Origin of the sequence: Vibrio sp. Evd11 (genome assembly GCF_900382755.1) — a bacterium.
GTDB classification, from domain to species: Bacteria; Pseudomonadota; Gammaproteobacteria; order Enterobacterales; family Vibrionaceae; genus Vibrio; species Vibrio lentus.
Genome location: NZ_OSDX01000003.1, coordinates 104682 through 128931, shown reverse-complemented (window position 1 = coordinate 128931; position 24250 = coordinate 104682). Strand labels below are relative to the sequence as shown.

22 protein-coding genes are annotated in these 24250 nt (G+C 44.7%); 10 read left to right on the top strand and 12 right to left on the bottom strand.

The features are described from left to right. Positions 1–68: 68 nt before the first annotated feature. The 7 genes from ED652_RS02120 to ED652_RS02090 all read right to left on the bottom strand — a co-directional run bounded on the left by ED652_RS02120 (position 69) and on the right by ED652_RS02090 (position 8880). Positions 69–2519, bottom strand: coding sequence for a family 20 glycosylhydrolase (locus tag ED652_RS02120; protein WP_122053341.1), 2451 nt, complete (start codon positions 2517–2519; stop codon positions 69–71). Positions 2520–2596: 77 nt separating this feature from the next. Continuing rightward, positions 2597–3292 carry an oligogalacturonate-specific porin KdgM family protein gene (locus ED652_RS02115; RefSeq protein WP_017111229.1) on the bottom strand — a complete coding sequence of 232 codons (696 nt, stop codon included), beginning with the start codon at positions 3290–3292 and terminating at the stop codon, positions 2597–2599. A gap of 175 nt (positions 3293–3467) precedes the next feature. After that, entirely contained in the window at positions 3468–4097 is a 630-nt protein-coding gene (locus ED652_RS02110; protein ID WP_017111230.1) for a bifunctional 4-hydroxy-2-oxoglutarate aldolase/2-dehydro-3-deoxy-phosphogluconate aldolase, read from the bottom strand. Between the two features lie 19 nt (positions 4098–4116). After that, positions 4117–5064, bottom strand: coding sequence for a sugar kinase (locus ED652_RS02105; protein ID WP_099166021.1), 948 nt, complete (start codon positions 5062–5064; stop codon positions 4117–4119). Positions 5065–5194: 130 nt separating this feature from the next. Continuing rightward, complete coding sequence (locus ED652_RS02100) at positions 5195–6709, bottom strand: sodium:solute symporter family protein (protein WP_065111643.1); 1515 nt, start codon at positions 6707–6709, stop codon at positions 5195–5197. Between the two features lie 205 nt (positions 6710–6914). Next, a complete protein-coding gene (locus tag ED652_RS02095) occupies positions 6915–7307 on the bottom strand; it encodes a RidA family protein (protein WP_004732497.1) in 393 nt (130 codons plus the stop codon). A 139-nt stretch (positions 7308–7446) separates the two neighbouring features. Continuing rightward, the gene (locus tag ED652_RS02090) at positions 7447–8880 is read right to left on the bottom strand and encodes an amidohydrolase family protein (protein ID WP_102314513.1); all 1434 of its coding nucleotides are present in this window, start codon (positions 8878–8880) and stop codon (positions 7447–7449) included. 176 nt (positions 8881–9056) lie between these two features. Between ED652_RS02090 and ED652_RS02085 the strand changes: the two genes are divergently transcribed. After that, positions 9057–10331, top strand: a complete 1275-nt coding sequence (locus tag ED652_RS02085) for an amino acid deaminase (protein ID WP_102344419.1) — start codon at positions 9057–9059, stop codon at positions 10329–10331. A gap of 117 nt (positions 10332–10448) precedes the next feature. Continuing rightward, positions 10449–11312: a MurR/RpiR family transcriptional regulator gene (locus ED652_RS02080; protein ID WP_012600047.1), complete on the top strand. Its 864-nt coding sequence runs from the start codon at positions 10449–10451 to the stop codon at positions 11310–11312. 122 nt (positions 11313–11434) lie between these two features. Here the strand turns inward: ED652_RS02080 and ED652_RS02075 are convergent, their stop codons facing one another. Next, positions 11435–11977, bottom strand: a complete 543-nt coding sequence (locus tag ED652_RS02075; RefSeq protein WP_017111235.1) for an AAA family ATPase — start codon at positions 11975–11977, stop codon at positions 11435–11437. A gap of 53 nt (positions 11978–12030) precedes the next feature. Beyond that, positions 12031–12570: a hydrolase gene (locus ED652_RS02070; RefSeq protein ID WP_122053340.1), complete on the bottom strand. Its 540-nt coding sequence runs from the start codon at positions 12568–12570 to the stop codon at positions 12031–12033. 191 nt (positions 12571–12761) lie between these two features. Here ED652_RS02070 and ED652_RS02065 point away from each other — a divergent pair, with 191 nt between their 5' ends. The 5 genes from ED652_RS02065 to ED652_RS02045 all read left to right on the top strand — a co-directional run bounded on the left by ED652_RS02065 (position 12762) and on the right by ED652_RS02045 (position 18031). Further along, on the top strand, positions 12762–13331 hold the full coding sequence (locus ED652_RS02065; protein ID WP_122053339.1) for a porin family protein: 570 nt from the start codon (positions 12762–12764) through the stop codon (positions 13329–13331). Positions 13332–13564: 233 nt separating this feature from the next. Beyond that, entirely contained in the window at positions 13565–15187 is a 1623-nt protein-coding gene (locus ED652_RS02060; protein WP_122053338.1) for a phosphoethanolamine transferase, read from the top strand. Positions 15188–15416: 229 nt separating this feature from the next. Continuing rightward, positions 15417–16250 carry a GNAT family N-acetyltransferase gene (locus tag ED652_RS02055; protein ID WP_122053337.1) on the top strand — a complete coding sequence of 278 codons (834 nt, stop codon included), beginning with the start codon at positions 15417–15419 and terminating at the stop codon, positions 16248–16250. A 121-nt stretch (positions 16251–16371) separates the two neighbouring features. Beyond that, positions 16372–17211 (top strand): AraC family transcriptional regulator, encoded by an 840-nt coding sequence (locus ED652_RS02050; RefSeq protein ID WP_122053336.1) that lies wholly within the window; start codon positions 16372–16374, stop codon positions 17209–17211. A 187-nt stretch (positions 17212–17398) separates the two neighbouring features. Continuing rightward, positions 17399–18031, top strand: coding sequence for a triacylglycerol lipase (locus tag ED652_RS02045; protein WP_122053335.1), 633 nt, complete (start codon positions 17399–17401; stop codon positions 18029–18031). Between the two features lie 196 nt (positions 18032–18227). On the opposite strand, the gene ED652_RS02040 is transcribed toward ED652_RS02045, so the two are convergent. Then, the gene (locus ED652_RS02040; RefSeq protein ID WP_004732521.1) at positions 18228–19202 is read right to left on the bottom strand and encodes an arginine deiminase-related protein; all 975 of its coding nucleotides are present in this window, start codon (positions 19200–19202) and stop codon (positions 18228–18230) included. A gap of 651 nt (positions 19203–19853) precedes the next feature. Between ED652_RS02040 and ED652_RS02035 the strand changes: the two genes are divergently transcribed. After that, the gene (locus ED652_RS02035; RefSeq protein WP_122053334.1) at positions 19854–21704 is read left to right on the top strand and encodes an ABC transporter ATP-binding protein; all 1851 of its coding nucleotides are present in this window, start codon (positions 19854–19856) and stop codon (positions 21702–21704) included. 298 nt (positions 21705–22002) lie between these two features. Further along, complete coding sequence (locus ED652_RS02030; protein ID WP_122053333.1) at positions 22003–22707, top strand: DUF445 domain-containing protein; 705 nt, start codon at positions 22003–22005, stop codon at positions 22705–22707. Positions 22708–22817: 110 nt separating this feature from the next. Here ED652_RS02030 and ED652_RS02025 read toward each other — a convergent pair whose 3' ends face one another. Beyond that, on the bottom strand, positions 22818–23306 hold the full coding sequence (locus ED652_RS02025; protein WP_102434491.1) for an Lrp/AsnC family transcriptional regulator: 489 nt from the start codon (positions 23304–23306) through the stop codon (positions 22818–22820). Positions 23307–23584: 278 nt separating this feature from the next. Between ED652_RS02025 and ED652_RS23640 the strand changes: the two genes are divergently transcribed. After that, positions 23585–23755 carry a hypothetical protein gene (locus ED652_RS23640; protein ID WP_017106072.1) on the top strand — a complete coding sequence of 57 codons (171 nt, stop codon included), beginning with the start codon at positions 23585–23587 and terminating at the stop codon, positions 23753–23755. Positions 23756–23818: 63 nt separating this feature from the next. Here the strand turns inward: ED652_RS23640 and ED652_RS23940 are convergent, their stop codons facing one another. Then, positions 23819–24043, bottom strand: a complete 225-nt coding sequence (locus ED652_RS23940; protein WP_029225820.1) for a hypothetical protein — start codon at positions 24041–24043, stop codon at positions 23819–23821. Positions 24044–24250 lie beyond the last annotated feature (207 nt).

The following is a 24250-nucleotide window of genomic DNA, read 5'->3' as shown; positions in this document are numbered from 1 at the left end:
AAACCGCCCACAGAGGGCGGTTTGATTCATTTGTTGGCGTGTGACTTATTCGCTAATACGTTAACGGCTTACTCAGCTAACTGCTTCAACAAGAGCTCTGTCGGACGAACAATCGCGATGATCGATTCATCATAGATTTTCGCTGATTCAGACAGTATCGCTTGGTAGGCCTTCGTATCTGATGCTCTAACTTTTTCACCCGCTTGTGTTTTAGCAATCAAGGTTAACGCCAAGTCTGCTACTTCCGCCGTTTTCTCTGCGACAATCACAGTATCTACCGAAGACACATTACCTGCGAAGACAGTTTTAGCAGCGAGTGCAGCCGCTTTTGCTTGATGATAATGCTCTGCAAGTTGCTCAAGCGCTTGTTGATTACCCGTCGCGACTTCGTTGACCAAATCTTGCATCTCATACACAGCGTAGCTTTCCACTGGCAGCGCATCAACGAAGCGGTTTAGACGCTCGTATTGGCTGTATAAAGTGCCCTTAGGTTCAGTAGAATTCCACTTCTCCCAGTTACGCGCGTAGTACTGTGCTGGCTCGGTGTACTTGGCAAGCACGCGTAGGTCGTGGATATCTTGGCCTTTTGCAATGCGTTTTAACAACATGTCAGCATCCGCATGATGACGAAGTCCAACAGACACTTCAGACCATGTATCCATCGCTTTCATGCGCTTGTACATGCTGCGCTCGTCCGTCAACTCTGCATCAGACCAGAAGCGTTCTGCAATCGCATAGCTGCGTGGCCATAGGTAGTTTTCAACCGTGAGGCTATCTTTATTTTCTAGCCACATGGTGATCTCGCCGCCCAAGATAAGCTCTTTTTCTTTGTCAGTTAATTCTGCAGGATAACCGCCATTTGGTTCAGGAATCACGCTGCCTTCAACATCACTGCTCGCAATCACTTCACCTGTAGTTGGCCAACGCACATTACCGACCAATTGGTAACTGCCTTCGGCAAAACCATTTGAATTCAGATTCAGGTTGAACTCGGTGTACGACATGAAGTTATCGAAGTGGCCAACAAAGGTTTTACCCGGCACATAATCAAGGATGAAGATCTCTTCACGAGACTTGCCGTTGTAATCACTGAATGCGCGGAAAGTGCCGTCTTTCGCTTCAATGATGGTCAGTGTTCCCTTACGTGGGCCGCCTTTTGAACGTGGCTTCTCCCATTGATACGTCACGAACTTTTCGCCGCTGTGCAACTTATCGTCAACAGTAATGCCAGTTGGCATTGGGTCATTGCGATAATGGTAGCTAGTTGGCTGAGGTTGATCTAGGTAGTAACCTGTAGAAAGAATACCTGGGTAGCCCTCTTTCGCCGCACGACCAATGCTATCGTGCCCTTGCCAGCTTTGAATCACGATGGAAGTCGGCAGGTCTTTATGCCAAATCTCATCCCAACCGGTCATCTTCTTACCGCGCTCTTCGAGCATCTTCTCAACTTTTACATTGAGGTAAGACTGCAGGCCACGCTCGCCATCGATATTGTTCTCTTCAATGAACTGTTGGTGCTTTTCGCTGTTTTTCCACTGTGCATAATTCGGCTCATCGCCACCAATGTGGAAGTACTCATCAGGGAACAGCTCGGTCACTTCATCAAACACATCACCAAGCATCTCATAGACTTCTGGGTTCAGTGGGTCCATGAGCGGTTCAAACACGCCCCACCCTCTTTCTTGCTCGTAGTTTTGCCCTTCACCGCCCGACATCAAACTCGGGTAAGCGTGAGCAACCGCAGAAGAGTGACCCGGAAGAGAGACCTCAGGAATCACACGAATACCAAGATTACGCGCGTATTCAACTAAGTAGCGAACTTGGTCTTTGGTGTAGTAATTACCATCAGCGGTTTCAGACCACAGACGCGGCCATGATTCGGTTTGAATGCGAATGCCTTGGTCGTCCCAGAAGTGCCAATGAAACACGTTCATCTTCGCCGACGCCATCGCATCTAACTGACGAATCAGTACATCGAATTCAATGAAGTGACGTGACGTATCGTAAGAAACACCACGCCAGCGGAAACGAGGCTCATCGACAATCGTGACGGCAGGAATGTGGTAGCCAGTCGCAGTGGTTTCAACGAGCTGTAAAAGGGTTTCGATGCCGTGGATAGCACCATATGGGCTTGGAGAACTCAGCGTGATTTGTTCACCCTGAGTGGTAATTTTGTAGGACTCTACAGAGTCGATGTTCTGTACTTCAGACTTTGGCGCCGCGTCGATATCAATGATCAGGTTCGCTTGGTCTTCATTATCAACCTGCCAATTTAGAATCGGCACACCCGTCTGACGCTCAAGGCGATCAATAAAGCGTTTCGCCGTGTACTCAACGCGATCAGAATTAAAGCCTTTGATATAAACTTTAAAATTACCATCTACTTTCACTTGGCCTGATTTTAATTCCACAGTTTGTGGGTAAGGCATTAAATTCAAGTCTGTATTTGGAGCCATTGCTAAAGCCATTGGAGAAACTACTGAACCGGATATCAATAGTGACAATATAGTTTTTTTCATTATTAATTTTCCTATATAACTTTCATTGTATTTTATTTATCAGAGCCTATTCACAAAAATAATGTGGCTCTGTTGTATTAAAATGAGAAATTAACACCAACTCGGAAACGCCAATCCGTTTTATCGTTTTCTGATTGCACCGTATCTGCATCAACCACTTCAGCATATGGCCTCACTGTTGGTTTCCATTTGTAGACTGCTTTGACGGTATGCTCGCGGGCATTTAGGTCGCCGGTTGCGAGCTCTGTCGTATGATGCGTAATCTGATCGAAATACGTAAAAGCATACGAAATCATGTATTTGTCTGTATTGTATCCCGTCCAAATATCATAACGGTTTCGCTTTGCTGTCTCTTCATTGCCATAGTCATTCACTAAAGCTTCGGTCGAAAAATCATAACGATAACGGCCATGTACAAAGAGCCCATTGTCAAAGTTGTAATTGAGCTTTAGATAAGGCATCAAGAAGGTATTCGAGCCTTGGAAATTCATCACTACGCCAGGGTTCAGCATAAAATTGTCATTGATGGCATAGGTGTAATAATGGGTAAACTCGGTATTAATCACCTTCGTTTCGTCATACGCTCCCGCTGCATGTCGAACATTCGTCAGTGTTTCTAAACCATAGCCATTATCAAAATGGTGACCAACAATAAAACGACTTCGATACTGATCTGTCGTACTTCGATACTCTGCCCTTAAATCGACATAACCCCCGGCAGTTGAGGTCATTGGTAATAATGCTAGTAGTGTTAAAGGAAGTAATTTTTTCATAGTTCACCGATATTATGATTATAAAAACCCACCGCACATTGATATATGCAGAAAGATGTAAATTCGGAGACTACCTGTTTTATTTCTTATTAATTTTTAGATTGTACAAGGTTTATTTATAGCTACTGCTCATATTCAGTAGCTATTATCTTATTTTGACTACAACTAGATTTAACTATTTCACCAACTCAACCGCTTCACGAACCAATACTGCAATCTCATCCCATTGCTCATTCTCGATCATCTTTGGCGACACCATCCAAGTACCACCACAGCACACCACGCGATCCACGGCTAGGTAGTCATTCACGTTGTGTTTTCCGATACCGCCCGTTGGCATTAAAGACACATCAACGTATGGCGCTAGTAGAGACTTCACCATGTTGATGCCACCAGACGCTTCTGCAGGGAAGAACTTCAAAAAGTTAAGACCAAGCTCTAGCGCTTGCTCTACTTGGCTTGGGTTGTTTACGCCCGGAACGATTGGCATGCCGATTTCTTGGCAACGTTTTACGGTGTTTGGATTCAGGCCCGGAGCCACGATGAATTCACTGCCCGACTCTTTCGCAAGGTCGATCTGCGCTGGCGTTAATACTGTGCCGGCACCGATACACATTTCTGGATACGCATCGCGCATCGCACGAATCGCGTCTGCTGCCGCTTCAGTACGGAATGTGACTTCAGCAACTGGCAGGCCGTTTTCTACCAACACCTTTGCCAGTGGAATCGCGTGTTCAACCTTGTTGATTTGGATAACAGGGATAACTTTGAATTGCTTAAGTTTGTTGATCATTTCTTGAGACATAATAATTCCGCTTTTTATTTTATTTTTTAATCAGTTGGCTCATAGCGCTCACGGGGATGATCGCGCCAGAGTATTGAATAACGATTGAAGCCAGTTGGTGGCCAAGTTCGGCTGCGTCGGTGGCGCTCTCACCAATAAGACGCGCAGCTAAATAACCCGCGGCGAATGAATCGCCCGCCGCGCAGGTGTCGACCACGTTAGAAACACGAGTCGCTGAGACATAATTCTCAACAATGTTGCCCTGTTCTACTTGAACAATCTTGCATGGCTCACAGCCACGTTTGATGACGATCTCTTGGCAACCCAAACGAAGGCAGCGTTGTTGAACGCTCTCTGAGTTCCCCCAGACAAGTAGATCGTCGTCTTCGGTAATCAAGGCGATGTCTACCAGCGGCAGTAACTTGGCATACCAATGTTGAGCTTGCTCGGTGCTCCAAAGTTGCGGGCGATAGTTGTTATCAAAAATTACCTTGCCGCCTTGGTTTGAGAACACGCTAATGGCTTTGAATAGGCGCTCACGAGAGGCATCATCCAAGATCGCGATACTGATACCGCTGATGTAAACCGCGTCGACTTGCTTCTCTGTCAGGGCAATTTCAAGCTTATTCAAGTCATTAGCATGGAAGTAAGATTTTACTGCCGCATCGTTGCGCCAGTAGTGAAAGTGTCGCTCGCCCGTTTCATCGGTTTCGACCATGTAGAGTCCAGGTAGCTTGTTTGGGATTCGTTCAACGAAATTGGTTTGAATACCCTCTAGCTGCCAGCTATCAATCATATTTTGAGACAGCTCATCACTGCCAAGACCTGTCGCGTAATGAACAGAGAGGTTTTGATGTTGAGTTAAGCGAGAAAGGTAAAGTGCGGTATTGAGTGTGTCACCGCCGAATTTTTTGGTTAATGGAGAGCCGCTGATTTCGACCATGCACTCGCCAAAGAAAGCAATATTGAAGTTAGAAGATGCAGGCATAGCAGATCCTAAAATAGAGAGATAAATGGGGAAGAAGGCCCTACCGAGAAGCAGAGCCTGAGCTAGCTAAACCACTCCACAACTTGTTGTACTGAATTTGTGGTACTAACTCGCTGTGGAGCGTTTTAGATTAGCTTGTTTGATTTGCAGGACGTTGAGAAGACGCGTCTTCTTCAAGCACACCTGAGTCTGACAATTCCATTTCCATCAGAGCGCGCTCGTCATCAAGGATTGCTTTCGCCATTTCTGGTGTTACTTGATTAGCCGGAGTACATAGGCTTACCAGCACACCAGCCGTTAGAGCCACTAGACAAGAAGGAATCACAGGGTTGCCCCAGAAAGCCGTGTAGTCTGCGTTTAGCATTACGACAAATGAAGCCACAGATGCACCCGCTAGCGTAGCAAGAGCACCCTGCCAGTTGTAACGTTTCCAGAATCGACCCAACATACCGCACACAAACATGCCCGACATTACGGTTGAAATCATTTTCGTGATGTAGCCAATGATGTCGTTTGACGTTAGTGCGAACAACAGTGCAAAACCAATCACCACAATCAGTGCCAAGCGAGAGTAGTTCACCATTGACTCTTTGTTTGGTACGCGGCCAGTGAACATCACGTAAACATCACGAAGTAGGATAGAAACACCTGCTATCGCATCTGAACTTGCGCTCGACATGGTTGCAGAAAGACCCGCGATAAGAACAATCATGCCAACGCCAACCGGAAGAACCGTTGCAGCCACATAAGGGAACGAGTAGTTCGCGTTATCCAATGATGGGTCAATCGCATGTGCTGCCATACCAATGATTGCAGGGATGATTGAGAAGAAAAGGTACAACACACCCGATGCAACAAATGAGCGACGAACGGTTGATACGTCTTTACCCGAGTAGATACGTTGACGGAATGAAGGAGTCGCCAGCACACCCACACCGATAACCACAGCCAGAGACACAGCAGGCAGAAGGCCCAGTTTATCGATTGCTAAAAAGCTTGTAGCAGCAGGGTCCATCGCAGCGTAAAGGTTATCCATGCCGCCGATGTAATCAACTGACATTACCGCCATCAAAATGAAGCCAGCAAAAAGAATGATCGCTTGAATGGTATCGGTCCACACAACCGCTGTGTAACCACCGATCACCACGTAAATAGTGAATGCTGCAGCAATAATGATTTTCGCCAGGTTGAGGTCGATGTCTGCAATCCACGCTAAGTACATGCCGCCACCTAGAATGTGTGCGCCCAACCAACCAATTGAAGCGACAAAGATCAGTACACCTACAACGTTTTTCACGATGCGGTTAGCGCCAACATAGTAAGCCAGCTCTTCACTCATGGTCATGAAGTTCAATTTACGAACCGGAGCAAACCAAAGTGCAAGTAATAGGATGCCTATCGCGCCACCAATGCCGTACAGAGCACCTGCCCAGCCATTTGCGTAGCCGAAGCCAACCGCCCCCATACTTGAACCCGTACCGACCATCGTCGCTACTGTTGTACCAAGTACTAAGAACATAGGTAGGCCACGGCCACCTAATAAGAAATCTTCGCCAGATTTTTGATTACGCGAGACAAACCAGCCTAACCAAATTAAAAAACATACGTACACGCCGAAGCCTGTAAGAAAAAGTGTGCTGTTCATTTGACACCTCTCAGTGAAATATTGAGTTCATTCTTGAACTTTATTTATGATTCATTCATTTTATATTTCATATAATTACTTTATTGATTTTATCTTTTTTAATTAAAGTAATTTTTATAAATGTAGGGTGAGAGTATTAAAGGATAATAACAGGGATAACTAACCCCTAATACTCTATAAGTAGGTAATTGTGATTAGGTTATTACTATCCGCGATCAGCGCGGTAGCAAGTCACATCTACTTCAACCTTCACGTCTACAACTAAGTCGCAAACCATGCAGATACGAGCCGGTGGGTTAGCACCGAAGAACTCTTTGAATACCTTATTAAAAGATTGGAAGTAACGAGAATCCGTTAGCACAACCTTTACGTGCATTACGTCTTCTAGGCCGTAGCCCGCTTCAGTCATGATATCGACACAGTTTTGGATCGCTAGGCGAGACTGGTCAACAATGCCACCCTCAACCACTTCACCATCTGTCATCGGTGTCTGGCCAGAAACGTATAGGAAACCACCTGCTTCAGTTGCACGTGCAAATGGTAAATGTTGTCCGCCTGTACCTGTACCGCCTTCAACACCGTAACGTTTAATAGTCATTTTTTAACTCCACTTATTTATAGATAATATTGGGTTTATAGATAACATTGGCTTTATAGATAAAACTGTTTCTATTCCAATATATTTAAATTAATTCGCCGTTTTTATAATCATCTGAATTTAATAAATAATTTAAATTCTAGTTTCGGTAAATAAAAACGCCTGAACGATTATTTCTTACTTTTCCTTGCTGGTAAGTTAACTCACCATTTACAAATACACTTTCTATTCCTTGAGCAACTGAAATAGGATTTTCAAATGTTGCTGTGTCTTTAATATTCTTTGGATCAAATAAAACTAAATCGGCAAAGGCACCACAGCGAACTTCGCCTCGGCCCGCTAAGTTGTAACGCTGAGCCGACATTCCAGTCATCTTGTGAATCGCTTCTGGCAACGAGAACAGTTTTTCGTCTCGGCAATAGTGACCTAGCACTTTCGGGAAGGTGCCCCACAATCTTGGGTGTGGATGCGGGTCATTAGGTAAACCGTCTGAACCGACCATGGTCAGTTTGTATTTCAATACGCGCTTTACGTCGTTCTCATCCATGCAGTGGTAAACCGCGCCCGCTGGTTGAAGCGCTTTTGCTGCGTCCATCAGGGGGAGATTCATTTCATCAGCAATCTGCTTCAGCGTTTTGCCTGCATGTTCTGGTTTTGCTTCAGACCAAGTGATGAAGATGTCGAAATCGTCGGTCACTTGTTTCAAATCTAATGTTGAAGAGCTCGCTGAGTATGGGTAACAGTCGCAAGACACATCTTGGTGCTCAGAAACCTTGTCCATCAAATCAAGTACTTCAACGGTTCTACCCCAGTTCCCCGCACCTGCACATTTAAGGTGGGAGATAACAACAGGCACTTTCGCGTATTGTCCTGTCTCAAACGCCTCTTCCATCGCGCTTAAGATCTCTTCAAATTCGGTACGCATATGCGTGGTATAGATGCCGCCGTGACCAGAAAGCACTTTCGCTAACTGCATCACTTCGTTGGCATTCGCTTGTTTCGCGCTTGCGTAAGCCAAACCCGAGCTCAAACCTAATGCGCCTTGTTCCATCGCCAAATCAAGGTTGGTTTGCATCGCTGCGATTTCGTCTTCGCTTGCAGTGCGTTGCAGGTCGTCCATCACTTGGTTACGTAATGTGGTATGGCCAACTAACGCTGCGACGTTTACTGCCGGTTGAGCTTGCTCTACTGCTTGTGCATACGCGGTGAAAGTTGGGTATTTAAAGTCAGCTTGTGCGCCTAAAAGATTCATTGGATCAGGTGGATCGCCAGCCAAAACAGTTGGTGATGCGCTGATACCACAGTTACCAACAATCACGGTTGTGACACCTTGGCTGATCTTAGGCAGACAGTCTGGGTAACGAATTACATTGGTATCGTCATGTGTGTGTACATCGATAAAACCAGGAGCCAATGCTAAGCCTGCTCCCTCAACCAATTGGCCACAATCTTCATGATCGATTTGACCAATTTCGGCGATTTTTCCATCTCGGATTGCTACATCGGCACAAAACGATTGTTCGCCGGTGCCATCAAACACCTCTACATTTTTAATTATCGTATCGAACAACATTTTTCACTCTCTCAATCCACTGTGTTGATGGAGCTATCTTAAAAATTTGGTCGATTGTTTTCAGTGACAAAACACACATAATACTTTAAATTGCGTGATAGTTTCTATCACAAACAATAAGAACGATAGATTTACACATAACAAAACAACGACTTACATCATGTTAGGAATCAGCAATGAAAAATAACCCTGCACTCGAAAATGTTAGAAAGTATCAAAAAGAAGGTTTTATCTTGACTGAAAAAGGCCAAAAAGGGAGAGCGATATCACAATCTGAGAACGGTGTTTATCGACTGATTGATGAAGATGTTTCGCTCCCGGTTGCGGTTATCAAGCAATCAGCCTTAACCAATAACCTAAATTGGATGCAATCATTCGCCGATCATCACCAGGTTAAATTATCGCCACACGGTAAAACCTCCATGACACCTGATTTTTTCCGTCAACAGCTAGAAAATGGCGCTTGGGGAATTACCGTTGCGACACCTGCACAAGCAGAAATTGCAGCAATGGCAGGTGCAAAACGCATCATCATGGCTAACCAATTGGTGGGCAAAACCAACATGGCGATCATCGAACAACTGATTCGCGAGTTTGATGTCGATTTCTACTGTTGTGTGGATTCATCGGTAAACGTGCAGCAACTTAGCCAATATTTCGCTAATACACAGCAGACGCTAAAAGTACTCATCGAATTTGGTGTACCGGGCGGTCGCTGTGGTTGTCGTTCACCGGAAGAAGTTCTAGAACTGGCTCAATTCATCCAAGACACACCAACCCTTTCACTCGCGGGTATTGAGGTTTACGAGGGTGTGATTCACGGTGACAATGCTGAGCAAGACATTCGTACCTTCTTAAATCAGGCGCTCACTTCGGTCGAAAGCCTAGCATCAGATGGCCTAATTGCAGGGCAACCTATTATCACTGGCGCAGGCTCGGCTTGGTATGACGTGGTTGCAGAATGTTTGGCGAACCTAACCGATTACTTGGCTATTATCCGCCCGGGCTGCTATGCCATTCACGACACTGGCATTTACCTAGACGCACAAAGCAAGGTGTTGCAACGCGCCCAAGTAAACCAAGGCTACGCGTGTGAATTGGGTGGTGATTTAGAATCGGCACTTGAGGTGTGGGCGTATGTTATCTCTCGTCCGGAGCCAACCAAACTGGTGATCGGTCTAGGTAAGCGTGATGTGGCCTTTGATGCGGGTTTACCGATTGCAGAGCGCGGCTATCGCAACGGCGAAGCAATCTCTGTGAAAGGTCTGACTGCTACCGCGGTAATGGATCAACATACCTTTGTTGAAACCGATGGCTCTTCTGAGATTGAAGTGGGTGACATGATTGCTTTCTCGACCTCACATCCGTGTTTAACCTTCGACAAATGGCGCTACATTGCCATCAGCGAGGACAACCATCAGGTAACAAACTGGGTGGAAACCTGTTTCTAGGTCGATTTTTCAATAAGCTAGAATCAACGAAACAATAAGATATACTAACGGGGCTAAGCTTTAGCGACCAATGACTAGGTATTAGCAAATAGCCCCATCAACAAAGGATCAGGATTCTTGAGTTTAGAAGTAGATATCATTTCACAGATAACAGAGCGTTTTCCTGCTCTTCGTGATGCAGAAAAGAAAGTCGCCAAGCTGATCATGGATGACATTGATTTTGCTGCCAATGCCAGCATCACAGAGCTAGCCGAAGGCGCTCAAGTGAGTGAAGCCACCATCACACGTTTTGCTAAAGCGATCGGTTGCAGCAACGTACGTGATATGAAGATTAAGTTGGCTCAGACGCTAACCGTTGGCCAGCGCTTTATCCTCGAACCTGTTGACCAAACGGGTTATCAAGGTATCTACGAATCGATCAAACAGAGCCTAGATATCAACCGAACTCTGTTCAAAGAGCAAGACGTTGAAACTGCGGTGAGCTGGCTGCATAACGCCAGACAGATCATTGCTATCGGCATGGGTGGCGGTTCGACCATTGCTTCTCAAGAGCTGCAACATAGACTGTTTCGTTTGGGCTACCCAGTGGTGTCGTACAACGATGGCTTGATGTCACGTATGGTTGCTGCCACGGCCGATGCCAATGACGTGATGGTGATGATTTCAGCGACAGGCTTTACGCCCGTGATCACTGAAACTGCCGAGCTAGCCAAGCAGTACGGACTTAAGATTATCGCTATTACCCCACAAGACACACCGCTAGCAAAAATTGCGGATATCTTGTTACCAATCAAGCATATGGAAACCGACTTCATCTACAAACCATCGGCTTCTCGCTATGCTATGTTGGCGTTAGTGGATGTGCTTTCGATGGGCATGGCAGTCAATCATAAAAACCGTTCGCGCGACAAGCTGCGTCGCTTGAAAGTTGCGCTCGATTCTTATCGCGGTGGAGGCGACCGACAACCTCTCGGTGATTAGACGTTACCGAAACCAAGCTTCTCGCAGCTAAATAAAAATTGAATCTAAATAAAAAAGCCCCGTAGTATTCACTCAATCGAGTCGATACTGCGGGGCTTTCTTAGTTGTGGTTTTTCTGGGAGTTACTCTCCTGAGTCAATTGAAGCTAAGATAAACTCAACTCGCTCCTCAACAGATAATTTAGGTACTTCCACTAGCTGATAACCAAACTGAGTATAGGCCGACACCATGTTTGCGTAGGTGGCGACCGCTTCGCCGAAGTCTTGTTTACGTTCTTGATCATTGATGAAAATAGAGTCCCAAGGCGGGAAGATAAATACCTTACTGTTGTATGTGATCTCATTACAGCTATTTAGCAAGGATTCTGGAATAGGCAGCGTTTCTAACAGGCTGTAACCGTATGAATCCACGATGCTTCTATCAAAGAAAACAGGCTGTTCACTCGATTCGAACGCTTGATAATTGGCTAACTCTTCTCGCACCATCTCATCGCGAAAGGCTACTTTATCTCGCCACGGCAAAGCATCTCCTTGTTGCTCGACTTGCAGCTGAATCACTTTACGTCCTACTTCTAGTGCGCAGCGATAGCCCTGACTTTTTAAAGCATCGATGACCGAGGTTTTGCCAGATCCCGGCCCACCGGTAAATACAATTAGGTTATTCAAATGAACCTCTTCAAAGGGGGAAAATAACGAATCGGACCTTAACGAAACCCAAGTTAACGAATCAAGGACAGAATGGACTTAAATTCTGGTGCGCGGCAATCTTTCACAAGCTCGTATAAACTCATTTCTAATCCCGTAATCTGGATACCAGCGTCCTGCAATCGGCTGATAGCCAATTTCTTATTCAATGCTGTTCGTGAACTAATGCAATCACCAACGACCTGAACCTTGTACCCAAGATCTAACAACCCCATTGCGGTTTGATAGACACAAATATGAGCCTCAATGCCACACACTAACCAAGTCTCCACACCCTTGTCTTGCACAGCTTCAACAAACTTGGGCTCGTTACACGCGTTGAAGGTAAATTTTGGTATCGGCTTAGCATCACTCAATAGGTCATTCAGTTCGTCGACCGTAGCACCTAACTTCTCAGGGTTCTGCTCCAAGCTAATAATTGGCAGCCCCAAAACCTGCGCACCCTTAATCAACTTTCCACAGTTAGAAATCAGCGTATCGCTCTCATCAACAAGGCGTGCGAGCTTGCCTTGTACGTCCACAACCACCAACCCTGTGTTTTGTTTCGTTAGCATGTTTATTCCTTGTTTGAACAACCTGACTCAATAGGCAATCTGATGTGTATTTTTTCTACTATGTAACGATTCAACTTACAAAGCCATACAGTAATAGGTACAAGACTACGGAATAATGCTCGCCAACGGTCGAAAGGTCGCAAAACAAAAATTATTGATACTGGCATGACATTAAAGAGTGAGTAGGAAAGATGAATAAGTTAACAAAATCAGCATTAGCACTAGGTTTAATCAGCGCAATTTCTCTTCCTGCTTTAGCAGCAGGTACTGACGGCGGTGCGTACATTGGTGGCGGCCTTGGCGTATACCAAGATTCTGATACCGATGGTCAAGGTTATTTAGATTCAGATGGCATGGGCTACAATCTATACGGCGGCTACCAATTCAACCGTATCGTAGGTGTTGAACTTGGCTACAACGATTACGCAGACTACAAAAAGGGGACTGCAAAACTGTCTCCGACGTCTGTTTCTTTGTCAGCAAATCTTGGTTACACATTCGACAACACAATCCGCCCATTCGTATTGGCTGGTTTAAGCTCTGTTGACCTGAACGCAAACAAGAGCGCTGGTTACGATGATGATAGCGGTACGGGTTTCCACTTTGGTGTTGGTGTTGAATACACGCCAATCGAGCATCTAACACTACGTCTAATTTCACAAGCAGACGCAGTGAGTGTTGAAAACGACTACGGCTTTAAGAAAGAAGACAAAACACTAGCATTCAGCAGCGTTAGCTTCGGTGGTTCATACAACTTCTAATGTGATTGAACCACATAGAATAAGCTGAACATACTAATTCACTTTGCTGTTCCACCTTGTCATGAAGGTCACTCAGTAAAGTGAATTTTTGTATCTACACAACCTATCGCGTCATGTCACTTTAGCCGGTTTATCGCTCACCATTACTTATTTGAGCTTTATGCGTTGATATTAGAGCTTTCTTGGTAGCGAGACTAAAATAAAGGGATAAGAGACGCAGGAAAACAAAACCTATGAACCTTCCAAGCTTAAACATGTCGATAAACAAGCTGCCTTTTGTGTTGGCTGTGTATTATCTGCTTGTCATCAATATCCCTCTCTCCCTAGAACTGATTAGTATTGTTCAGGCATCAAAGTCTGAAAGTGTCGCGTTTCTTATATCCATCCCGATCTTCTTCCTTGCTGCCTTCAATTTTATCTTCCAAGTCTTTAATTGGCCGATATTCTCCAAGACGTTTTTTATTTTGTTGCTGATCACCTCGACACTCGTCAGCTACAGCATGTTCAATTACGGCATCTATGTAGACTACGGGATGATAGAAAATGTATTCGAGACCAATAGTGGTGAAGCAGCAAGCTATGTAAGTACCCACTCCATCTTATGGTTACTCGTGATGGGCGGTATTCCGTCACTCATCCTCTTGCTAACCAGACTTAAGAGAGAGTCTTGGAAAGATTTCTTTGTCTGGAAGTCGATTGGGCTGCTCTCTTCTTTGATCGTCATCGCCATTATTGCAGGGCTGTTTTACAAAGATTACGTTTCGATTGGTCGCAATAACTCGCACATCAAAAAGATGATCATCCCAACAGAATACGTGGCATCAACGGTTAAATACATCAATAACACCTACATAAAAGAGCCTATCCCTTATCAAGAGCTAGGGTTAGATGCGCAGCTAAAACCAGAAGCGAAACAAGCAGAAAAACCAACCTTGTTAGTGTTTGTTCTTGGTGAAACCGCACGTGTATACAACTACCAATATTATGGCTATGAGAAAGAAACCAATGCTCATACCAAGCCTTACAACCCGATATTTTTCTCTGATGTTCAATCATGTGGAACCGCCACGGCAGTCTCCGTACCGTGCATGTTCTCTAACATGAATCGCAGCAACTACGATCGCGACAAAGCTTACAACCAAGATAACGTGGTCGATATTATGAACCGTGCAGGTATTCACTCTATCTGGCGAGAGCATGATGGGGGAGACAAAGCCGTCGCACATCAAATCAAAGAGATGACTCTCGTCGCCAAAGACAGCGACCCTTTATGTAATAACGATGTATGCTACGACACGGCAATGCTAGAGAACTTTGAGCAAGATACTCAAGATCTTGAGCAAGATAGCATCATTTTCTATCACATTTCAGGATCTCACGGGCCGACTTACTTTGAACGTTACCCTGACGATCATAAGAAATTCACACCAGACTGCGCTCGCGCCGACATTGAAAACTGCACCAAAGAGGAAGTGGTTAACACCTACGACAACACGATTTTGTACACAGATTTCTTTCTCTCACAGGCGATTCAGAAACTGGAGAAACTGACCGACAAGTACAATGTCGCGCTGATGTACATCTCGGATCACGGAGAGTCTTTAGGGGAAAATGGCGTGTATCTTCATGGTATGCCCTACTCGCTGGCACCAAAAGAGCAGACTCACGTACCTATGATCCTATGGATGTCTGATGGTTTTGCTACGCAGAAAGGGATAAGCGAGACCTGCTTAAGAAAGGCGGGGAAAGAGCAGAGCTTTTCTCACGATAACCTGTTCGACTCCTTGCTTGGCCTGATGGACGTGCAAACCAAAGAGTACCGAGCGAGCCAAGATATCTTCGCACCGTGTCGGTAGTTCTCTTCAAATGCTGATTTTAAAGGGGCTCATTGTATGAGCCCCTTTTTGCTTTCTATCTAATCTAAAACTGTCGTTTTTGTTCAATACCTATCTCAGTTACTCGCCTACACTTGCTGTCATTGAAACGCAGCTCAACTAATCAATGTATCTCATCGTCAATCGACGTACCTGAGAACCTGACAGCAGCTACGCACTCTACCGAATTGAAACAACAGGAATGAACGCGATGTTAGACATCAAAAAAATCTCAACACTTAGTGACTTAAGCGAACTAAAAACGGCTTACTTTGCTGAGTCAACAGCTCCACTAGATGGCATGTGGCAATTCGGTTTTGTACCAATGTCTGACCATTTTGGTTTTTACGAAAACGGCAAGCTTGTCGGTTACTGCGTGTTGAATGGTGAAGGCTACTTGCTTCAGTTTTTCCTAGCAGCAACAGCCAACGCGAACATTGCCGACTTGTTCACCTTGATCATCGAAAACAACAGCTCTGTGATTGGTGAGGTGAAAGGCGCATTCGTTAGCACAGCAGAGCCGCAGTATCTGTCACTATGCTTGGACAATACCGAGTCCGTCAAAGTCAACGCACTGATGTTCCGCCAGCGTCCAACAGCCGTCGCAAACAACATTGAAAACATCGAGATGACTCTCGCGACGGAAGAGCAACTCGATCAGCTAGTCGAATTTGCTTCATCAGCGATCGGCGCGCCTAAAGAGTGGCTCACAGGTTACTACGGTAATTTGATTGCCCGCCAAGAACTATGGGGCTACTGGGAAAGCGACAGTATTCTTGCTACAGGAGAGTGCCGTAAGTTCGATGAGCACCAAACGCAGTTTGCTGACTTGGGTATGATTGTCGCGCAAGCAGAACGTGGTAAAGGCTTAGCGACGCGTGTTATTCACTTTCTAAAGCAACACGCTAATAGCCAAGGATTAGAAGCTATGTGCTCTACGGAAAGCAGTAATATTGGCGCACAAAAGGCCATCACACGCGCTGGGTTATCATCAAAGCATCGTATCTTGCAGTTTGATTTTAGCGAATTAAAGGAAGCTGATTAGCCTTGATTCGGATTAACAAACATCAAGACTAAGTTCTAACAATAGATACTGATAAAAACTGTCACCTCCAACGATATCCACATATAGTTGGAGGTGACAATCATCTGAAATAGAAGGTCTAATGATCAATTGGTTACAGTCTCCAAAGTCCCCTGTAGTTGCTCAGTTCATTGATTGCTACTGGCTTATTGAAAAGACGCCCGACGCTCAAACTCATCAATTTCCGATACTCAATCCCGATCCATCGGCGCACCTGATCTTATCGCCAAGTGAGCAAGCGTATCACTACACGATTGAGCAACAGGTCGATCAAGGCGTTGGCAGCCATCTGCTGTTACCACACCATAAAGCCATCGAATTGGATCACTCGAAGCCCTTTGTTCACTTGGGCATTAAATTCCATGTCGGAGCCTTGTATTCATTGGCTATCCCAGATTGTCCTCACCCTAGCTTGGACAGCGTTAGTCCCGTCAATCTCGCAGGTTTGCTAAACAATCCAAACGCCGATGCAACGCTACTGATCAAGCTCGCTCAAACCGATGTTGAGGCCTGCTGTCAGCAGTTAGATGATTTGCTGCTTCCTTGGCTATCGACAGCTAAAACGGATAGGCACAGCGAACTGACACGCAAGGTGTTGGGTGTGCTTGGTTCGACACCGATTGCAGAGCTTGGCGACAAGCTGTTTTGCTCGCAAAGAACATTAGAGAGAAGCTTCAACAAGGTAACAGGGCTGACATTAAAACAGTGCCAATCGATGAACAAACTCGAAGCGATGTTGGAATACTTGTATAAGAGAAATTTGGATGACATCGACTGGATGGACGTCGCCTTTCAATTTGGGTTTAGCGACCAACCGCACCTGATTCGTTACCTAAAGAAAACCATCGGTCTAACACCCAATACTTACGCTAAACAAGGCGGTTTAACTATTGATGTTTATGGTGGAGTGAGATCGGACTAACCCACCTTTTGTCCATCAAGCACTCTTTGTCTATAGCGCACTATTTGTCTATAACGCGCATTCTTTCTATAACGAACGTCCTGTTTATAACGTACACCTCTGCCTTTGTGTCCCATTAGTAGCAAGTTTTATTGAGTTTAGATTTGCGACTAAATATACTGGGGACATCATCAGACGGAGGACAAAAATGAATAATAAAAACAAACATATAGTTTTAATTCATGGTCTATATATGCCTGCGTTGATCATGCAATATCTGGATAGAAACTTCAAAAAACGCGGCTTTACAACGCACAAGTTTGCCTACAACTCGCTGCGTTTCCCTTCGGCTGCTAAACGTCTCAATCGTTTCATTAATGCCCGTTTCGATGAGTACGATGAGGTCTACTTTTTTGGTCACTCACTGGGTGGCTTGCTGATTCGCCACTACTTTAAGTTCTACCAGCCCGACTTTGCAGACACCTGCATTATTACCGCAGGCACTCCGCACAATGGGGCAACCATAGCCAAAACGCTTTCGAATCATGGTCTTGGATTTATATTTGGTTCGAGCAAAATGATCTTAAGTGATGGCTTAGGTGACTACGATATTAATGTGCCGATTGGCGTGATTACAGGCACTTACGACGCCGGAGTTGGGCGTATTGTACTGGGAAAAAATCCGGGTGATGGCACGGTAACACTCGAAGACGCAAACCTGAGAGGGGCAACGGATACTTACGCTCTCAAACTCAACCACACGGCGCTTGTCTACTCCAAGGAAGTCGTAACACTGTCGGCTCAGTTCATCGAACACAGAGCTTTTAAGGATGCTTCATAGCTTTTGCGTTAGCTGTTTTCCGTTAACTTTTGTGCGCGTTAGCTCGTGTATCTAGCTCTGGTTCTCTTATTGCTGTTTTCTTACTTCTGGTAGACGGATACAAAGATAGATAAAAACAAAAATACCACTCTGCGATGAGAGTGGTATTCAAAAATTCAATGCTGGAAGTGAGTGCTTGTTATACTTTCTATACTTGTTACAGGCGATTCACTCGCGTTGGTAAAAACACCTCACCCAACATGCATCGCACCGAACCACCACCAATGTCTTCAATCGTTTTCACGTTAAATGGCAGCAGCTTTCCGTGTGTCGAAAGCTGAGCTAACTGAGCTGGAGAAAATGCATCGTAAGCCGATTGAGACATCGCGATTACCTTATCGCCATTCACGGTTTCCAATTGCAGAATGTTGCCGCAGAATCGGTTCATCTGATCGATCGAGATCGAGATAACTTGCTTGTCTTTGGCAAGAGATTTCACCACAAAGCGGCGTTCAAACTCAGGAATCACTTCATCACAGATCACGCAGAAGTTATCACCAATCGCCATCATCACATTGGTGTGGTAAATCGGCTGACCAGACGGTAACGCCGTTTGGAACGAAACCACGCGAGAATAACCAATACGCTTCGCATAATCTTCTAATACTTCACGGTCGCAACGTTGAGAAAGCGCCGCATAAATCGTCTTATTGATGTGATCGATAACCATCACACCGGTGCTCTCTAGATAAGAACCTTGAGCAACGTATGACTCCATAGACTCACTATGGTTAACAATGCGACCAGACGCTTCCAGCACTTCAATAAGAGCAGTAGGCTTAACTTCATGCTGACGGTTTTCACAGGCCATAGGGAAAGTGAATAAACTTCCATCACTACAAGTACTGAACCAGTTGTTTGGGAACACTGCGTCAGGGGTTTCGACACCCAATTCTGGGTAATCAAACTCTACAACTTGCACACCTTCTTTACGCAACGAAGCCACCATAGCCTTAAATTCGGCCATCGTTTCTAGCTTCACCTCAGCTTCGGTCAGATTGACTCTGTGCTGAAACTCATTATCACGTGCTGTTTCTTCGTTAAATCGAAACTCTTTTGGCGGAACCATAACAACGCAATTGGCGTTTTGAACATTAGTAATATGAAGTGATTTTTTGTGTAGGTTTAACATCTCAACCGTCCCTATCTTTTATTTACCTCAGAATTGTAAACAACTTGTTACGACAAGATTCACTGAAAATAATAATGATTTGAATATTTATCCCAAACAATCACTGCAGATCTTAGATTAATCGGTAATTTTTACTGCAAGATAACAGCACATCAGAAAGAACCAACTGTATGCATATTCGCTAAGGCGCTTTATGGATAAATATTCCGATTTCATTTTCTCGCTCACCACGAGTTTTGGTTACAATTCAATCCATTTAACGTTAGGATTATCATCGTTGCATAACCATCAATTACGTTTGAAATAAGCTTAACTTTTCCTGTCTAATTCAATCTAAAATAAGCGTCATGAAAGACACTCTTTGGATCTTTCCTTCGTCACTTAAACTAAGTAATTAACTTTAAAACTAAGCATTAACGTTGAAACTAAGCATTTAACGTTAAAACCAAGTGATTAAAGCTAAGCGCTTAAACCAAGTACTTAGATAAGAGCTAGAACAACACCCATCGAATGACTCAATGCTTATAAGAACCCATTGGCGCTTATATAATTTCAAACTAAGACGGTAAAATTTCAAATCAAGACCATAAAAACAAAGCTGCACCAACGATGCAGTCGCTTATAGATGCACTAGTTTATAAAGGGAAATCTATGTACAAGAAATTTGAAGGCTTTACTGAAGCCTTTCCAAAGGGAGAGCCGATACAACCTCCTACTGGAATACTGGCATTCTGCCGCCATTACACTCGAGGTTTCGAAAAACCGTTGATCTTGCTCGGGTTGATGAGCATGACCATCGCGATCATCGAAGTCGCGCTGTTCGGCTACATGGGACAACTGGTTGACTGGCTATCAACAAGCAATCCCGAAACCTTCCTTGCTGATAATAAATCAACACTGATGGGGCTCGGCGTTCTACTGTTGGTCGTGATGCCAATCTTGATCAGCGTCTACTCTCTATTGCTTCACCAAACTTTGCTAGGCAACTATCCAATGTCGATTCGTTGGTTAGCGCACCGCTACCTTTTGAAGCAAAGCTTGTCGTTCTATCAAGATGACTTTGCCGGACGTGTCGCTACCAAGGTGATGCAAACCTCGCTCGCAGTACGTGAAACCGTGACAAAAATGGTCGATGTATTCGTCTATGTGACGGTCTACTTTACGGCAATGTTATTCATACTCGCAGAATCAGATTGGCGCTTGATGGCTCCGATGCTGGTTTGGTTGTTCATTTACGTCAGCATTCAGCTGCACTTCGTACCGAAACTCAAAGATGTGTCTTCTGAGCAAGCCGATGCTCGCTCGTTGATGACGGGTCGTATTGTGGATAGCTACACCAACATCGCAACGGTCAAACTGTTCTCACACAGCAAAAGAGAAACAGAATACGCCGAAGAAGGCATGGAAGGCTTCTTAGATACCGTCCATCGCCAAATGCGCTTAGTGACCGGCTTCAACATCTGCGTTGAGTTCGCTAACTACTTGTTGGTGTTCAGTATTGCCGGCATCTCTATCTACTTATGGCTAGACAACGCAATCACTGTTGGTGCAATTGCCATCGCAGTCAGCTTGGCTTTGCGTATTAACGGTATGTCGAAATGGATCATGTGGGAAATTGGCGGTCTGTTTGAAAACCTAGGCACCGTGATTGATGGCATTAAAACGCTGTCTAAGCCCATCGCTATTGAAGACAAAAAAGACGCTAAGCCTTTGGATGTGCCACAAGGTGGCATCAACTTCGATAACGTGAGCTTTAACTACGGCGAGAATAAGGGTGTGATTAACAACCTAAACCTCAACATCAAACCGGGTGAAAAAGTCGGCTTGGTTGGCCGTTCAGGTGCAGGTAAATCAACCTTAGTTAACTTGCTACTGCGTTTCCACGATGTAGAAAGCGGCCGCATCCTGATTGATGACCAAGTGATCTCAGATGTCACGCAAGACTCACTGCGCAGCAACATCGGCATGGTGACTCAAGACACCTCACTGCTTCATCGTTCAATCAAAGAGAACATCCTTTACGGTCGACCTGACGCGACAGATGAAGAAGTGTATGCCGCAACCCAACAAGCGCACGCGCACGAGTTCATTGAAACGCTCACCGACCCATTTGGTAACATTGGTTACGATGCTCAAGTTGGTGAGAGAGGCGTTAAGCTTTCGGGTGGTCAGCGTCAACGTGTTGCTATCTCACGCGTACTTCTGAAGAATGCACCGCTGTTGGTTCTGGATGAAGCAACATCAGCGCTCGATTCAGAAGTTGAAGCTGCGATTCAAGAGAGTTTGATTGAGTTGATGGAAGGCAAGACAGTGATTGCGATTGCACACCGTCTATCGACCATTGCCGCAATGGACCGTTTGATCGTACTCGACCAAGGCAATATCGTTGAAGAAGGCACGCACCAAGAGCTCATTAGCCAAAACGGTATCTACGCTCAATTGTGGAACCATCAAACCGGTGGCTTCATCGCTGACGACCTACAGCAAGCAACAAGTGCTTAATTAATGTGCTACTTTAAAAGTGCGGCGTAATTCACACCAAAATGTTAAATACTGGTAAATTACACGTAGCAGAATGTTATGTCGTAATTATATAATAGCGATAACAGATCAAGACGCTTCGCTTGCGCGTTCTGGAATAAGGCTAGACTTCGGGGGGAGGCTAGCCTTTTTTATGCCTGTTGATCTTCGCCCCTTTCTCATCTGTTTTCCTCTGTCCCATAAACTTCATCGATCCTTTTGTTTTTTTCTTGGCGTTTTTTTCTTAAAATGCGCGCAGTATTCTTTCTAGAGATCAACCATGAACAAAAGTGTCTTAACTAACGTTATTGCGTTAGCACTGCTTGCTGGCGGCTATGCGACAGCAAACCAATACTTGCTTTATGCAGGCCTATTCGCCTTTTCTGGTGCCATCACCAACTGGCTTGCGATTCACATGTTGTTCGAAAAAGTACCCGGCTTATACGGTTCTGGTGTTATTCCAGCTCGTTTTGAAGAGTTCAAGGCTGCAATCAAGCAACTAATGATGGAACAGTTCTTTACTGAAAGTAACATCGACCGCTTCCTTAGCAGTGAGATGACCGGAAAATCGCTCAATCTAGAGCCCGTAATTAAGAAGATCGACTTTAACCCGGCATTCGATTCACTGGTTCATGTTATCGAGAACTCACAGTTTGGCGACATGTTGGCGATGGTTGGCGGCACAGAAGCCCTACAGCCGATGAAAGCGCCATTTGTAGAGAAGATGCAAGAGTCTGTGATTGAAATCAGCAAGAGTGATTCGGTAAAAAATGCCATCAAGGATGAACTTGAATCACCTGCAATGATGGATGAAATCAAAGAGAACATTGAAGCGATCATCGATCAGCGTTTGAATGAACTAACGCCAAAACTCGTGAAAGAGATGGTTCAGACCATGATCAAGAAGCACCTTGGTTGGTTAGTGGTTTGGGGCGGTGTATTCGGTGGTGTGATTGGCTTAATCTCTGCGGCAATTACCCTGTAAGTCGGAACAGTTTATCGGACTGCTCTTTATCCGACATTCAACAAAAAATGGAAGCTTATTAGCTTCCATTTTTTATATCTAAATAACCTTGGTAAAACGAAAGCAGGCCGCTATTTTAGGGTCGCTAAAAGCTCAGGGTTCACACCAAAGCCCTTTTTGTGCTCTTCGATCACCACTTCGCTGCGAGTCTGGATCACGCCAGGTAGCGTACCCAGCTTGGTGGCCATAAACGCTTGGTATGCCTTCATGTCTTTCACTCGAACCTTGATCATGGTGTCAAAATCACCTGAGAGGGAATAGCACTCCTCCACCTCGGGCATCATCTCAACGGCTTGGGCAAACTTATCAAAGATAGAGAAGCTCGTTTGGTCGAGTCGAATATGAATAAAGACTTGAACATCGAGCCCCAACTTCTCTGAACACAACTCAGCATGATAACCCGTGATATAGCCATCTTTTTCCAATCGTTTGAGCCTATCGGAACATGGTGAAGTGGTTAAGTTGACTTGTTTTGCCAACTCCACAACCGGTAAACGCCCTTTCATATGCAGAATTCTTAGTATCTCTTTATCGATACGATCGAGTTGATGCTGAGACATAACATTCCTTAAACATTCTAAATTCAGCTCAGTATATTCCATAGTGATCAAAATGGAGCAAAACCCCGCTCACACATTTAAAAAACTAAATACACCCTCAGCATTCATGGAGAATATAAATCAATGCAAACTGTAACAACCCTTATAAATCATCTTCTGGTCATTAACAAATTATTATAAAAATGACCTCAATAACAAATAAGTTGAGCCAGAAACGAAAGAAAGGATATAGGCCAAAGTGAATAATATAATTATCAAAGAGAAAGGATAACTCTATTATGAAAACGCAGGAACTGGCATATAAGCCTTATGGCATTGGCTCATGGACACACGTAACCGTATCAAAAGACGTCGCTCAAGCACTGGCAAGTGAGTACTCCAACTACGGATGGGACGTGAAAATTGATGGTAACTCCATTGAAGCAGAGCTAGCGTTACAAGCCGCCTAGAAATGAAAAAAACCTCCAAGGCGGAGGTTTTTTTGATCTAAATGAGTAAGTACTTACTACTGGCTAAGCTAAGCCAACTTGTGGGACGATACTTCCAGATTCGCAACGGCAATTACACGTTCGGCAAAAATGTTGTGTTTCCATATCGTAGTACTGGTTGCCACTAAAAAGCTTAGATGTCCATTGCAACATGCGGCCAGAAGTCGTCTCAGGTTCTGATTCACAACGTTTCATTATAGACTTATGTAGTGTTGTTTTTTTACATCCTTTGCAATAGAGATCAGGCATACCTTTGTCCTATAGGTCTTTAGTGGTTACTGACAATTGACACATCATGTCCAATTCGGTTCCAGAATTCACCGAGCTAATAACAAAAGTGGGCGCTAAGTTCAAAAAATAGCCATTTTTCTCTTCCATTTTTTGACATCAAACGTCATCAATCTCACACGATTTTTCTTTATTTCCCTCCATCAATCGGTTTCGATTTACATTGTA